Origin of the sequence: Paenibacillus oryzisoli (genome assembly GCF_001653565.1) — a bacterium.
Taxonomy (GTDB): Bacteria; Bacillota; Bacilli; order Paenibacillales; family NBRC-103111; genus Paenibacillus_E; species Paenibacillus_E oryzisoli.
Genome location: NZ_LYPB01000046.1, coordinates 86,504 through 102,075 on the forward strand (window position 1 = coordinate 86,504; position 15,572 = coordinate 102,075).

Consider the following 15,572-nt stretch of genomic DNA (forward strand, 5'->3'; position numbering starts at 1 on the left):
AACCGAAAATTCATTTCTTAAAGCTGAAGAACGACCACTGGATTCATCGTTACATTACTTAATGATTCCTTGTACGTTCCCGCATACGCAACTGCGAAGGTATAAGATCCAGGCAACAGTTCCTTACTAACCTCGCCTCCACTCGTATTCCCGATGGTTCGCCAGCTCCCTGCATAATAGGTCACATTTCCTCCGTCTAGCAGATTCCCTTGACTGTCTTTCAGCTGTACCTTCACGTTTACCGTTTGGAAAACAACGACAGCGTCGATTGCAGTATTTTGCACTTTCTCTTTATACGTTCCTTCATAAGTCATGCTAAATGTATACGATCCGGCTAATAACTCCTTGCTGACTTCGCCGCTGCTCGTATTTCCAAACGTCCGCCAGCTTCCCGCATAATAGGTCACTGTGCCAGCATCAATCGGATTCCCTTGGCTGTTCTTCAGCTGTACCTTCACATTGACCGTCTGGAAAACAACCACAGCGTCAGTTCCGGTATTCTGAACTTTCTCTTTATACGTTCCTTCATAAGTCACCGCAAACGTATAGCTCTTATTCGGTAAGGATTTACTTACCGTCCCAGAGGCATCCGTTATGCCAAAATTCTTCCATCCACCGTCATAATAGGTAACTGTACCACCACTCAATGGATTTCCATTGCTGTCTTTGAGCTGAACCTTCACAGCTGTCGCAGCCAGTGTAAAGCTAAGTGACTGAGGAGATTCTACATTCCCCGCTTGATCCGTTGACTTATATAGCAAGGAGATCTGACCTTGCTGAGCTAGTGTAACCGTTGATGTGTAGGGCTGCCATGTTGTTCCGTTATCCAAACTATACTCGGTTGTCGCCACACCCGATGAGTTATCCGTACTAGTCAGTGTTAGTGAAATAGGATTTACGTACGTACCATTAGGTCCATCTGGTACTAATGGGGATACGTTTGTTGCCGTCACTGGAGCTATTTTATCGATATTACTTACGATATAGCTCGTGATATTAGATACGTCGCCCCCAGCATTCTTACCTCTAGCAAACACTGTGGCATTGGATGAAATGACAACTGGAGCTGTATAAGCCGCCCATGTACCATTTTCGCCTACTTTGAATTCCTTGACGGTTGCTTCCGTTGGATAGCTAATCGTGACTGTCACATCACCGTTCGTAGGAATTGTTTTATCGGCAGCTAGTGTTGCATTAGATGGTGGGGTTGATGGCGTTGTTGTGTTAGGGAGAGCCCATACTTCCAGTTCCACATGATTACTGTACACATTCGTTGAGTTGCCATTCAGCCATAACCGGACATACCTTGCATTGGTTGTAGCAAAAGGAATATCCTTCCCGCCGCTTGTCTCCACATACTCGGCATCTGTTCCTATACCCTGCCCAGCACTATTATCGGTATCATTATTGAATACTGTAGTCTTCGTAGCAAAGGTAGGGTCATTCGATACTTGGACGACAACATCACGGTATTTCCATCCGCTTGCGAAATAGTGCCACAATTTAATGTCGTTAATATCATAGCTCTCGCCGAGATCTAGCTGTATCCAATTGACCGTGTTCGAATACATATCTACAAAGTTAGCGTTGGTCTTGTCTCCGTCTGTCAGGCGTGTTTTATTTTGAGCATTGGAACTTGATGTGATAGCTGTCTTATTCAATGCCACATTAATTGGCAGAACAGGTGGTACGACGGGTGCTCCAGGTTTACTCGTAATCGTAACTTTACCAAGCTGCGTAACATACGCATTCGTCGAATCATGCATAAAGACGATTTTCAGGTACTTCGTACCTACCGGCAGCGATTCGTTGTAGCTAAATTTATTCCAGGTTCCAACTGCTTTAAGCACCCCCGTCCTGATCGGTGTGACTGGCGTATAAGTGATGTTATCTGGTGAAGAGAAAAATTGATAATCGGTAAATGGCCCATTATTCAAATACCAGGTATCCGCAGTGAATTTATCCATATCCATGTCCATAAATGACTTATAGATCACATATTCATTCAAGTTTTTGGTTCTGGTTAGTCGGGAAGTGTCACCTTCCATCTTGGATGCGTTGCCTGTGTCAAATCTAAAGTTAGGTGTATGGAAGAACATATTCGTATAATCATACACATCGTCCGTTACAGTTACTGTGCCAGCTCCCGCTGGAGGTATTGCCAAGGGATCGAATTGAATGGACAATTTATGGGAAATCCCGTCCTTAGCATCTGTGTTCACCTCAAACTTGATCGTAGGACTTAACTGCAGGATCGTAATCGTCGGATCCTTGGCTATAACCGAAACGCCCGTTTTTTCAATTTCATATGTTAATTTGTTCTGCTTATGTGTCGGATCGGAAATCGCAAAATCCAATACGCTAGACTGCTCTTTCAGCATCATGGAAGATGGATTATACGATATTACACCACCAACCATACCTGCATTCCAGAAATTTGCTCCTGTGATGCCTAGGACTTTGTCTTTCACCGCATGCACATCCGTATTGTTCATGAGAATTTCAATGTCCGGATTGTTGCTGTACGATGTCGTTTCCAATGATGTTTTATTCGGCAGTAAGACATAGGAATAGTCCTTGTTTACCGGATTGCTGCCATGGTCATACCAGAGTGTCAGATACTTTTTGGTAATTGTACCAAGTCCCGTATTGCCGAGCGCCTGCCAAGTGCCTTTTCTTGCTTCTCTCAAACCTTTGATTGACGCGGGTTGAGGGAAATAATAGCCGCCTGTGCCTTCCAAATACACAGTTGAAACATTCGCCATGTCCTCTGACCAGCCCAGTCCAGATGGCTTCGTTACGCCATTAACCACAAGCTGTTCATCCCCATTATTTTTGGGAAGATTATGATGAATAGGATTTAATACAGTCCCAAGTGTGCTTGGTGCATAGAACTGAATCTCTGATAGACGATTAGTAAGATCGAGATTGTTTCCGTGGAATACAATTTTTATATATCTGGCTGTCGTATCCGGGATGTCATACGCTGCGATTTCAGAGGTTAGTACACTATTCTGACCACTATATACGGTCGTCCAAGTCGTGTTGTTGGTGGATGTTTGAAGATCAAATGAATACTGTTTAGTAAGGCCATCGAAGAAACTTAAGCCTGCATAACCCACCTGAACATTGCTGCCAAGATCGTAGATAAGGGATTGTCCATCACCCACAGAAGCGTAATAAGTCGTAATATCGGAGTCCGTGGTTTCCTTTTTGTTGGTTGTGGACAGGGCATTCAAAGGAGCAACCGAAAGCGGAATAATGCTATTACCTAGCGCATTAGGAGCGTATATTTGTGCCTCTAGAATATGATTAAATTGGTTTGCAGTGTTTCCATGTCCAATAATTTTCACATATCTGGCCTGCACATCAGGGAAATCGTACACGCGAATATCCGAAGCGGTCCCACCAATACTGGAACTACCGCTATACACATTCGTCCAAACGGAGTTATCCGTTGATACTTGAATATCGAAGGTCGTTGCTCGAGATGTTTGACTCTGGAAGTTGATGCCCATATAACCTATAGGTTGCAATTTGCCAAGATCATACTGGATCCACTGATTGTCGCCCAAGGATGACCATCTTGAATCTAGATTATTGTCTAATGTATGCTGCGGCACATTGCCATCATTGCTGTTGCCGGTGACTTCATAAACTTTCAGACGCAGGGGTTCGCCGGCAATTGGCGTTGAAACGGGAGAGGCCAGATCGATACTTTTGGAAACGGTTGCTTTATTCAGCATGCGATTCTCAATCGTTGTTTCGATTTTCCGATTGTCTGTGGAGTTAATACCACTGCCGAGAGCCACGATTTCATCATCAAACATGAACCAGGATTTTCTAGCTTTAAGGGAGCTGCTCGCTGCTTTCAAATCCATGCCTACTGCAGCGTATTGCTGAAAGAGTTCGCTGCCTCCTGTCCATGGATTGGGACTCAAATAATTCATATTGGAATTATCAGCTCTGGTCATCGTATCCACCGTGGTACCTGGCAAACGATATAGGTTTACGGTTGGCCAGAAATCGGTATACTGATTAAGATCTTGATTATATAAATAAGTCATTCCCTCGCCCGTATACCAGCCTTTTTTATTATCATTGGAAATCGACTCATAATTGGCGATACGACTGGAAGACATACTAACCCCAAAGCCGAAGCCCGGCTTCAGGTGGACGGCTCTGTCCATACCTGCAAACACTTTGGTAAGAACTTTCTCATCTCTTGGAATAATGTTCGGATCATTGATCACAGACTTAGCTAGCAGCATCGTAATTAAATCGATATCCTTGTAGAAATTACTCAAGCTGTTCTGCTGCATCCAATACTTCACCATTGCTTTCATTCTTAGCGCGTCCGCAGGAGGCGCAGACTCCGACAAGCGCAAGATAGCACCCATCACTTTATGGGCTGGAACTTGGTCCTGATAATAATTTCTTGCCACTTCTCGGCTTCTGATCATATCCATCAGGGCACCTTTGTAGATAAACGGCTCATAGGAATCATATACCCATTGATACACATTATTAATGCCGCTATACGTAGGATACCATTGTGTACCGCCGAGTAAGTTTAATATTTTCGCTACATCCTGGATCAGGGCCGCACCATAGCCTCCATTATAAGCATATCTGCCATGCATCACGAAAGAACCGTCTTGGTAGAATCCGTCACCCGTTGTCACATAGTCCATCACTTGAGACAAAGCGTCTCTGGCATTCGACAACATCGTATCTGATTTCATAATAATACCTTGAACAGCCAGATAGGATGCTTTCCAAACACGGTTAGTGCCAGTAAGTTCAGTTAAATCGATACTCATTTTGGTATTGTCAGGAGAAAAATGTTGAATCATATTCATATATTTCGTAATTCTGTCTGGCGTAGCTAACAGATCATCGTACATTAATACAACGGTATCTGTGAGCTGAATTGGCGTACCGATTTCTAAGTCGTACCATAAATCCCACGAAGACACCGGATATACCGTTTCGTTGTACCGATTCAGATGCATCCATTCTAAGGCATCGAGGATGTCCGTTTTGAGCGTTTGATTCCCATATAAGCTGGAGCCGACGCTTTTGTAGGCGAGCGCCATCTCTTTAATTCGAATATAGTTCTGAGTGAGATGCAACGGCTTGCCGATATTGGTTGGATCATAAATATCCCCCCATAAATAAAGTCTTCCGGGTGCTTTATTCAGACTGCCCCAGCTGGATTGGGCTAATAAATTAACTTTGTAGGCAACATCCGGATCCGACAGATTATACCCCGTACCACCAGTTAAGGTAGCCTCATACTTCATTCTTAGATCATCATACACATCGTTCGCACTTGCACTACGCAATCCCACTTGGCCAAAAATTGAAAATAAGAGCGCAATAGTTAATAGCACACCTACCTTTTGCCTAAATCCCTTTAACATGATGACACCACCGTTTCTCTCAAGATAACTTGACAATTAACGCCTATACTGAAGGTAAACGAAATGCGAGTACTACAAAGCGGAACGAGTATTATCCAGCGTCCACATACGAGAATGCGCTTTCAATACAAGCTAGCATAAGCTTCGGCATATGATTTCCCCCCTTTCATTAAAGACTGTATCCATAAAGTGGGAAGAAAGAAAAGACGGAAGCATCTATTGGGTATGTTACACAATACCGCCACTTCTTCCGTCTTCTATGCTACCCCTCAACTAATTGTTACGTTTACGAATTATTTTTTCTTACTATTATAGTAGTCGGTTTCATATTTAATCTTTTCGGTGCCAGCTTGTGCTCTCCATTGCTTCACAAACGTATCAAAGTAATCGAGCGGTTCTTTGCCAAGCATGATCTGAGCAGCTGCCTCTTGGAAAAGCGTACCACTGAATTCCAATTCAGGCTTTGCTGGTAATTTTGAAGGGGGCATACCCGCTATAATACTCTTCATTCCTTCTGAAGCGGCGACTTTATAAGCCGAATCCACTTTGTCTGCTGCTTCCTTGCTGCCCAATTGAATTTCTAGGAAGTCTTTGTTGTACGCGACCAGATTGAAGGAACTTGAACGCCATAGTGCTGTTTTGTCGTCTGTATCCTTTTTGAGATCATAGGTAATTTTGCCGCCATCCTTCTTGTATGTTACGTTTGGCATCCCAAAATTAACGAACTCTTGGCCGTCTTGACTAACGAGCCAATCAAGCATTTTCACGATCGCTGCTGGATCTTTCGCGACCTTGGTGACCATGAATGACTTATTCGATGCACGAACTGAAGTCCCAGAACTTTCTACGCCTGGCGCTTTTGGCGTTTTAATAGCAATTACGTTCGCTCCTATACCCGGAAGAGACTTGTTCAATTTGTCCTGCCAATCCCAAGCAAGCGAAGGTGTGTGCACCCAAGTACCAACCAAGTTATTCTGAATCTTCTGCTCCCAAACATTCCGTTTGTTAGTCAGAAACTCGCTATCAATTAACTTCTCATCCACCAGAGTCCGGAAAAACCCAAGCGCTTGCTTCATATTAGGACTAATAACCGATGGAACTACCTCGCCATTAACTAATACACGGTTGAAAGCATCCACACCGAACATCGTCATCACATTGTCAACCCAACTGAACTTTTCACGACCCGAGATCGCCATCTCATCTTTTTTGCCGTTACCATTCGGATCTTTATCACGGAAAGCCCGCAGCATCGTCAACAATTCATCAGGCGTTTGAGGCGGGTTGCTAATCCCAACCTTATCCATCCAGTCTTTGCGGACATAAAGTACATTATTTCCTAATTGACCTTCTGGAATCGCCATGATTTTCCCATCAACTGTGACTTCATCCCAAGCCGCTTGCGAGATTGCCTTTTTCAGGTTAGGGCCGTATTTATCAATATAATCGTTTAATGGAATAATTTGATTGTTTTGAAGTAATTCATAATTAATGCCCCAACCTCCGACGACATCAGGGATATCACCGCTGGCAAATTTAATTCTAACCTGCTCCCCATACTGCGCATGCGGAAGGAATACCCAATCCAGATCCGTATTTGACTTTTGAGCCAGGTAATTCATCGTAGGGTTATCCATCGTCTTTCCACCTGGAACCGGTTGGTTAACATCACTTGCGAATACGCGAATTTTGACCGGCGCTGCGGGTGTGGCAGGCGCTTGTGAAGCGCTTGTTTGCGTACTTGTTTGACTCGGCGTTGCGCTGGAACTGCTGCTCTCCTTACCTGTAGAACAGGCAGACAAGAGCACAATAGCAGACATCGTTAGACCAAGCGTGCTGCCCCATTTCTTTTGGAAGCTCATTTTTTTTATCCTCCCTAGGTTTTCTTAAATTATCTATTAAGGCGATTGCCTGAATATTCAGTTACTCTTTGACAGAACCGAGCAATGCTCCTTTAACGAAATGTTTCTGTAAAAAAGGATAAATCAATACAACGGGCACGGTGGCTAATACAATCGTGGCCATTTGGATGGCGACCGGAGAAAGCTTGATCCCGCCTTCTGCAGCCGCACCTGCTGTCGAGTCCGAATCACCATTGGCAATCAGCGAGTATAGGTACATTTGCAGCGTTTGTTTGTTGCGGTCGTTAATAAACAAGAGCGGCCCAAAATAATTATTCCAATGGCCCACTGCATAAAATAACAGAAGCGTCATGACAATCGGCATGGATAAGGGTAAGACGATACGCCATACCATGCCGTATTCGCTCATGCCATCCACACGCGCTGCATCAAATAAATCATCGGGTACCGTACGGAAAAACGTTATACATAGAATCATATTGAAGGCACTGATGGCACCCGGCAGAATTAAAGCCCATATGGAATTTAACAGGTACAAATTTTTCACAAGCAAATAGGATGGTATGATCGGCGCGCTAAAAATCATTGTAAAAATGATTAACAGCATAAAGTACTTTCTTCCCTTTAAATCCATCTTGGATAACGGATATGCCGTAATCATCGTAAGCACCATATTGACCGTGGTACCGATCACTACGATTTGGACTGTCATCCAACCTGCCTTCCAGAAGGTGCTATTATTCGCGACTAGCTTGAAATTATCAAAGGTCGCTTCTACCGGCCATAAGAAGACCCTATTGTGAATAAGAGCGTTCGAAGAACTGAATGAGCCTGCGATAACGTAAAGGATCGGGAGCATGGCTGCAACTGTTATCAGAATGAGAAAAGAGACGTTAGAGACATCAAAAACCTTTTCACCGAATGATTTTCTAATTTTCATATGGGACCACCTAGAATAACCCTTCCCCAGAAACTTTTTTACTGACTCGATTTGCCGTGATTAGAAGCGCGAAACCGATGACTGATTTGAACAGCCCTATCGCGGTTGTAACGCTATACTGGCCCCCTAAGATCCCTTGCCGATAGGCATAAGTATCCAACACATCACCCACCTTAAGCGTAGTTGGGTTTAAGAATAAGTACACTTGCTCGAAGCCAACATCCAGCACGTGGCCAATTTTGAGCAGAAGTAGAATAACAATAGCAGGAAGAAGTCCAGGAAATGTGACATGCACGAATTGTTTCCATCGTCCTGCCCCATCAATTTTCGCCGCCTCATAATAGGAGGGACTTATCCCCGCCAAGGCTGCCAAGAAGATGATGGTACTCCACCCCATCTCCTTCCAAATGCCAGAACTGATTAGCAAAGTACGGAAATATTCCGGCATTTGCAAGAAACTGATTGGTTCATATCCGAGCCATGCCAACACCAAGTTAACGAAACCTGTCTGGCTGGAGAACATCATATAGACTAAGCCGTATACAATCGTCCAGGATAGAAAGTGAGGCAAGTAAAGCAACGTTTGAACCATGCGCTTCAGCGCGAAATGTCTCAGTTCATTCAACAAACAAGCGAGTATAATTGGAGCAGGAAACGCAAAGATAATTTGATAAAAACTTAAAATAATCGTATTAGCGATTAATCGCTTAAATTGTGGATACGTCACTAGCTGCTCGAACCATTGCAATCCAACCCAATCACTCTTAAGGAATCCTTTATAAATATTGTAATCTTGGAATGCAATGACACTTCCCAGCAAGGGAATATATTTAAAAATTACAAAATACAAAATTCCCGGCAGCAGCATCAAGTATAACGGATGATTTCTCTTCAAGTATCGGGAAAGTGATGACTTAACGACAACAGTGGGCGGCGCATCTGACACTCTTGGAAGTAGTGCCTCATGCTTGGGTAACGAATTATTATTCAATCCAGTCCATTCCTTTCTCTATCTGTCTGAGTTTAATTATAAAGTACGTTAAACTTACCTCATACAGGATGAGCGTTCGTTTATACCTGACGATATTCGGGAGATTGGGCAAAAAAAACACACCTTCTGGTGTGTTCGTCACTCATTCCATACGTTTTTTATATTCCAATGGACTTAGGCCAAAATGTTTTTTAAATATCTTGGTGAAATAATCGACATCTTCATAACCAACGCGATTTGCAATCTCATAAACCTTTAGGGGTGAATTCAGCAATAAATCCCGCGACTGCGTCATCCGTTCCGCAACGATATATGCCCAAACGGTCATGTTCGTTTCTTGCTTGAACAAGGTGCACATATACGTTTTATTATGCATAACGATGTCAGCCAAATCCTGCAAATTGATTTTCTCCCCATAATGGATTTGAATATACTGTTTCATCGTATCGACAACCCTGATCGACTGATGATCACGGATGCCACGCATAGCGAACATTAGGCTATTCGCCCCTTCTTCCAGTCTCCTAACTGCGCATAAACGAAAGTAACTGCGAATGGCGCCAACACTCAGTAGATTATCCACTAGCCCCAAATCCTTCCCCTCATCCAACTCCAGTCGAAGTTTATCCTTTCCCATCTCTTCGATAACCGATTGCAGCCATAGATTGGACATGGCATTTAACAAATAATAACTTCCAGCCGCCCATCCTTCTAGCAGTTCAAGTGTTTCGACAATTAGCATCGGCATATTCTCAATTCGTTGCGTCTGAATATGTTCAATCCAACGTTCCATCCACGACCGATTCATGGGCAGTTTCCGCAATATTAATTGAGCAGCCTCGTGATTTCTTCCCTGTATAATCCGATCTGTCGCCGAACTCAAGGACTCATGAATGGCATGCGGATGGATCGGTTTCAAAATATAATCCAGCGCATGTAATTTCATACTGCGTTGCGCATATTGAAAATCGTCGTAACTGGAAACGACCATGCACTTCATCCATGGGTACAGCCGATTGATATGTTCAATTAATTCTAAGCCATCCATGGCAGGCATTCGGATATCTGTGATGCACAAATCCGCATAATAATTCTCAAGCCATTCCAACGCCTTGACGCCGTTGGAAGCTGTTCCCGCAACAACGGTTGTGTCGTTATGTCCCGATACAAATTTGGACAAACTGTTGCAGATTAACATGGAATCATCCACAATAAGCACGCGAATCATGATATAGCCCCCTCCTAGGATCGATGCGGAAAACGAATGATAATGCGCGTCCCGCCTTCCGGCAATAATCGTTCTACGAATACACCTGTTTCTGGTTCCTTATAGAACGTTTTTAATCGATAATGGACATTCAATACCCCGATCCGGGAGAAACGCATGTAATCTTGCTCCCCCTGTCCCATGCTCAAAGCCTGCTGCATCATATTGAGCTTCTCATCCGTAAGCCCGATCCCGTTATCTTCAATGACGATTTGGACGTATCGATCCATCCAACGCATCGTCGAAATCTTAATTAACAGGTGATCACCTGTCACTTCGTAAGCATGCTTCACACTGTTTTCAACAAACGGTTGGATAATTGCTTTCAGGCATTGCGCATCCTCCACGAAACTGTCTTGTTCGAAGCTTAACGATATATGTTCACCGTACAAGATGCGAATGATGAAAAAGTAATTTTTCAAGTGGTCAATCTCATCTTTGACAGTAACCGTCGTTTGCTGATAATTGGATGTGTATCGCAGCATGTCTGACAAGGCAATTGTCGTCTGTTGAATATCGGGTTGTTCCGCCAAATGAGCCATAGAATTGATCGATTCCAGCGCGTTATATAAGAAATGGGAATTGATTTGTGACTGGAGGGCGGACAATACAGCATGCTGCTGAACAAGTCGGGTCTCAGCGAGCTGTTGTATGGCGTTTTCTATGCGATCTAGGAGTATATTATAAGCCGTAGCCAGCTCAGCTACTTCATCAATTCCGGTCACTTGGGCGCGGACATCGAATTGATCTAATTTCGTCATTTTGATCGTTCTGCGCAGCTGTTTAAGTCTTCGAGTTATGGAGTGAGAAGTTATATAGGCCAATATGGAAGCAATCAACAGCCCCGCAATTGTAAGCGTTATCGTCAAATGACGAATATTCGATATGCTCCTAGCCAAATCACCGTAAGGTACGATAACGATCACTTTCCAGTCGGTACCTGTAATGGTTTGATACACGATCATTTGCTTCGATTCAGCCTTGTAGTAGGAGCCAGCGAGGTTTGAGCTAATATTTGTAAAAATACCAGGGTCCAGCTTCGTATTAATTCGCTCTGGGTCGGGATAGGATACAATCGTTCCCGATTGATCGACGATCATGCCAAGCCCATGCTCACCCAGTTGGATTTCATTTAATATTTCTTGTGTAGCCAGCAGGGAAATATCAATGGCCAAGTAACCGTTCTGTTCAGCAAAACGAAACTTCTGCGCATACGTTAAAATAGGGATGCTCTTCGACCTTCCCGCTTTGTCGGTGTACTGGTCATTCATTCCATAATGACGTGAGATCTTTCCTGTCAAATTCATACTCATTAACCACGATTCATTCTTCATCGAGTAATAAGGTGCCAGAATCGATTCCCACATGTATTCATTGCGGTATGTGCTTTCATTCCCATTCTCGTTATACAACTTGATGGATAAGGTTTCTGGATGATAGGTGGTAAAAGGGGTTATCACTGTTTTCTCCATCTTTTGGTAGCTATCAAAGAGGCCATATTGATCATTTGAACCTGTTTTCAACCAATCCTGGAACTCTCTGCTTCCGCTAATTGTGCGAAAGAACTGCTCATTATCCCTGATATATCGGCTTAAATTCAAGTTCGCTTGCTTCAGAATCTGGTTACTGAAACGCACCACATCGTTATTAATTGCCTCTGAACTTTTAATATAGCTGAATGTACTGACTCCAGTTACCGTAATAAAAATAGTGGCAAAGATAATGAGAATAAGCTTCCATTCCAATGAACTCCGGATCGCTTGAATCATGCCCATACCCTCCTCAGACAGACGTCTGCATGATCAGACACCCTTATCGAGAATTAATGTTACCAAATATTCCCGATAATCACCAGCGTTTCATGGACAGATCGCACGGTAAAATATAAGTTCAGAAGTAGTACTTTCAACCTATAACTAGCAAGTGAAGTTCTTGTTATATGGATTACACACGGCCAATATCATGATATAATTATATCAATTCGACAAAATTCGACTAATTGTCAATCACAGTTTAAACAGATAGGAGAACACTTCGATGAGCGCTGTGAAGGACACGAAGATATCCGAAGTTATTCAGGGTCCTACGATAGGCATGTTGGTGGGGTGGTCACTATCCCCCCTGTTTCTAGAGGCATGCCAGCATGTTGCATCTTCATATGGCGCGCGTTTTTTTTACTTCTATCCCAAACAAGTAGACTTTGAGAAGAAGCAAATCATAGGTTCCTATTGGCGGGACGGGAAATGGTTGAAAGCAATATTTCCTTTTCCAGACGTCATTTATGACCGGATGAGACGTAAGAATAGTGATAATGCCGAGTTCTATGAGGCCTTGTCTCCGATTCCGATTACGCACCAACTTCGTTTTGGCGTACTTAACAAAATAAAAGTTTACCAGATGATAGAGACCGTCCCTGATCTCTGTTCAGCCCTTATCCCTTTCCAACTCTTGCAAGATCTCGATAAAACCAAAGCTTTCATTGATCTTCATCCTAGTTTTATCTTAAAACCTCTCCGAGGTTCGAACGGTGAAAATATCATTACCGTGAAACGTGTGGGAGAGCATTACGAGGTGTTCGATCAACATCTTCTGCACCTCATGAGTCGTGTTGAATTGGACCAACTGCTTGCTATCCTTCAACCGAAAGACTACTTCGTCCAACAACTAGTTGAAAGTACAACCAAAGAAGGTTACCCGTTCCATATTCGTGTGCACGTTATGAAAGATGGTGTCGGACAATGGAAAATTGTTTTCATTCTCCCATCCTTATCACTAACCCCGTATAGAAAAATTACGAATCACGAAAAAACATTCCGCACCATTACGAAGTGGGAATGGTTCCTTAACAAACAGTTTGGTGACAAGCCTGGCCAAATTGTAGATCGTAAAATGAAAGAGTTTGCTTTCAAAATGTCGAATTTTCTGGAGAGTAAGTTAGGTGCAGGCTTCCATGAGATCGGACTTGACTTAGGTATTGATCAACATGGAGCTATCCAACTATTTGAAGCTAATCTAAACAATGTAGGCATGAACTTCCATGAATTCGAAGCGGCCAAACATGGGATTGCATACGCTTTGTCATTATCTTCCTGTAACTAAATTTTTAATAATATCACTCATATACCTAAGGAGGCAGGACAATGGTAATCAGCAACGACGACAATGAAGTTCAAGTGTCCAAAGACAGAAGAACCAGTTTGAAAAAATACAGCAAGGTGGCACGCGCTTCGATGATGGCGATTACAATGGGAATGAGCTTGAACCCCGCGTACTCAACAGCAGCGAGTGTAGACAACCCATCAAGCAAAGTAGATCAACAGATATCCCTTGCCGCACCGGTTCAATATACAGGAAACTCGTTAGATTATTTTAAAAATGTGTTTCTGCCTAAATCAAGCTTCCATGCGCTAGGTGGCGGAGAGACTGCGCCAACTGCAACGAATGTGGCTATCACTGGCAATGCTATGGTAGGTCAGACATTAACGGGAGTTTACAGCTATGACGATGCTGAAGATAATATTGAAAGTGGAACATCCTTTCAGTGGTACCGCTCGAATGATCCCTCTCAACTCGGTGATTTGATTGCAAGCGAGAGCGCTAAGACTTACATACTTACTAGCACAGATGTAGGCAAATATATTACCTTCGTTGTTACGCCACGCACAACAGTTGCGCCTACGGATGGTTTAGAAACGAAGAGCGCGCCGACAGCGGCTATTGCCGCAGCACCGCAGCCAGAACCAGAACCTTCTAATACGGATACGCCAGAAGATACAACACCTAAACCAGAAGAATCACTCATCGAGGTCGTTGCTCTTCAGCAGAATGTTGAAACACAGGCTTCTGCCAAATTGACGCTAACTAAAGATCAGGATGGCGTATCGTTAGCGAATTTCCACTTCCTGAAAGAAGGGGTCGTTCAATCCTCGCAAGCAGCGAATAAGAAGGAAACCATCGCTGTGCGTGCCAAAACGTTGATGAAAGCTAAGACCGTATATGCAGACATTACTGGTGATGTTATTTCAACATTAATTGCTAATCAGCAAAGATTGGCTGTGCAGACCGGGGATGTTGCGACTGAATTCCCAACCGTTTCTATTCCTATTGCCGATATGGCCAAACAAAGCGGCGTAACCGCAGATAAGCTGAAAATTGAAATTAAAATTGAAAAGCAGCCTGAAGCGGTCAAAGAAAATGGAAATCAATGGGCGGCAACGCACAACGCTACCGTGATCGGTGAACCTTACAAATTCACTGTCGAAGTGAATGACGGGAGCGTCTCCAAGCCAATCGTTCAATATGGGAACCGGTACGCCTATCAAACCGTTCCAATTCCTGATGGAGTTACCAACCTAAATTCCTTAGGAGCCATTATGCTGCTTGATGGCAAATATGTTACGGTACCCGTTCGTATTGTTGATGCCACACATGCCTTGATTCATACGCCGACCAATACGACAGTCATGTTAATTCAGCGTAATACGAATTTCGCAGATGTCGCTTCCCATTGGGGGAAAGACGATATTCATCTGATGGCCGATAAAGGGAATGTCGTAGAGGATGCTCAAGGCAAATATAACCCAGATAAGCTACTGACACGTGCTGAATTTGCGGATTTACTTGTGAAATCTCTAGGTCTGGGCCATCAACAAAATGCGACGAAGAGCCCTCAATTTAGTGACCTTCCAAGCGATCCCACACTTCAAGAGTCCATCCGAATAGCTGCTGCGGACGGATTATTTAACGGTATATCAGACGGCATATTCGCTCCGAATGCCATCGTGACACGTGAACAGATGATCACAGTACTTATGCGTTTCTACAAGGAATTCGAGTTAGACACCCGAATAAGTGTCACACCGCCAACTTTCAGCGATGAGAGCCAACTCTCAGATTGGGCTGAAGACGATGTGTACGCTGCGAATAGGGCTGGCATTATTGACGGATATGAAAATGTGACCGTTCGTCCGCAACGGACAGGAACGCGTGCAGAGGCAACAGCTCTGATGCGTCGTTTCTTGCAGAAGACGAACCTAACCAACTAAGCATAACAGCCCAAAGAACCTCCAAGATCTTGCCGATAACG

Annotated in this window: 8 protein-coding genes; 2 read left to right on the forward strand and 6 right to left on the reverse strand. The window is 43.6% G+C overall.

Going from position 1 to position 15,572, the window contains the following annotated elements; all coding sequences use genetic code 11:
• Positions 1-17: 17 nt before the first annotated feature.
• From A8708_RS04095 to A8708_RS04120, 6 genes are all read right to left on the reverse strand, one after another.
• Positions 18-5,426: a polysaccharide lyase family 8 super-sandwich domain-containing protein gene (locus tag A8708_RS04095; RefSeq protein ID WP_068662238.1), complete on the reverse strand. Its 5,409-nt coding sequence runs from the start codon at positions 5,424-5,426 to the stop codon at positions 18-20.
• A 293-nt stretch (positions 5,427-5,719) separates the two neighbouring features.
• On the reverse strand, positions 5,720-7,288 hold the full coding sequence (locus tag A8708_RS04100) for a type 2 periplasmic-binding domain-containing protein (RefSeq protein ID WP_068662239.1): 1,569 nt from the start codon (positions 7,286-7,288) through the stop codon (positions 5,720-5,722).
• A gap of 61 nt (positions 7,289-7,349) precedes the next feature.
• Positions 7,350-8,228 (reverse strand): carbohydrate ABC transporter permease, encoded by an 879-nt coding sequence (locus A8708_RS04105; RefSeq protein ID WP_068662240.1) that lies wholly within the window; start codon positions 8,226-8,228, stop codon positions 7,350-7,352.
• Between the two features lie 10 nt (positions 8,229-8,238).
• Positions 8,239-9,219, reverse strand: a complete 981-nt coding sequence (locus A8708_RS04110; protein WP_239696528.1) for an ABC transporter permease — start codon at positions 9,217-9,219, stop codon at positions 8,239-8,241.
• A 142-nt stretch (positions 9,220-9,361) separates the two neighbouring features.
• Positions 9,362-10,447 (reverse strand): response regulator transcription factor, encoded by a 1,086-nt coding sequence (locus A8708_RS04115; protein WP_068662242.1) that lies wholly within the window; start codon positions 10,445-10,447, stop codon positions 9,362-9,364.
• 14 nt (positions 10,448-10,461) lie between these two features.
• On the reverse strand, positions 10,462-12,255 hold the full coding sequence (locus A8708_RS04120; RefSeq protein ID WP_068662243.1) for a cache domain-containing sensor histidine kinase: 1,794 nt from the start codon (positions 12,253-12,255) through the stop codon (positions 10,462-10,464).
• A gap of 268 nt (positions 12,256-12,523) precedes the next feature.
• Here A8708_RS04120 and A8708_RS04125 point away from each other — a divergent pair, with 268 nt between their 5' ends.
• Together A8708_RS04125 and A8708_RS04130 are read left to right on the forward strand one after the other, a co-directional pair.
• Positions 12,524-13,585 (forward strand): YheC/YheD family protein, encoded by a 1,062-nt coding sequence (locus A8708_RS04125; RefSeq protein ID WP_068662244.1) that lies wholly within the window; start codon positions 12,524-12,526, stop codon positions 13,583-13,585.
• Between the two features lie 41 nt (positions 13,586-13,626).
• The gene (locus A8708_RS04130; protein ID WP_068662245.1) at positions 13,627-15,531 is read left to right on the forward strand and encodes an S-layer homology domain-containing protein; all 1,905 of its coding nucleotides are present in this window, start codon (positions 13,627-13,629) and stop codon (positions 15,529-15,531) included.
• The last annotated feature ends 41 nt before the right edge of the window (positions 15,532-15,572 follow it).

Excerpts from the sequence above, each read along its gene's own strand:
- A8708_RS04095 (WP_068662238.1), bottom strand. The coding sequence starts at position 5,426 with ATGTTAAAGGGATTTAGGCAAAAGGTAGGTGTGCTATTAACTATTGCG.
- A8708_RS04100 (WP_068662239.1), bottom strand. The coding sequence starts at position 7,288 with ATGAGCTTCCAAAAGAAATGGGGCAGCACGCTTGGTCTAACGATGTCT.
- A8708_RS04105 (WP_068662240.1), bottom strand. The coding sequence starts at position 8,228 with ATGAAAATTAGAAAATCATTCGGTGAAAAGGTTTTTGATGTCTCTAAC.
- A8708_RS04115 (WP_068662242.1), bottom strand. The coding sequence starts at position 10,447 with ATGATTCGCGTGCTTATTGTGGATGATTCCATGTTAATCTGCAACAGT.
- A8708_RS04120 (WP_068662243.1), bottom strand. The coding sequence starts at position 12,255 with ATGATTCAAGCGATCCGGAGTTCATTGGAATGGAAGCTTATTCTCATT.
- A8708_RS04125 (WP_068662244.1), top strand. The coding sequence starts at position 12,524 with ATGAGCGCTGTGAAGGACACGAAGATATCCGAAGTTATTCAGGGTCCT.
- A8708_RS04130 (WP_068662245.1), top strand. The coding sequence starts at position 13,627 with ATGGTAATCAGCAACGACGACAATGAAGTTCAAGTGTCCAAAGACAGA.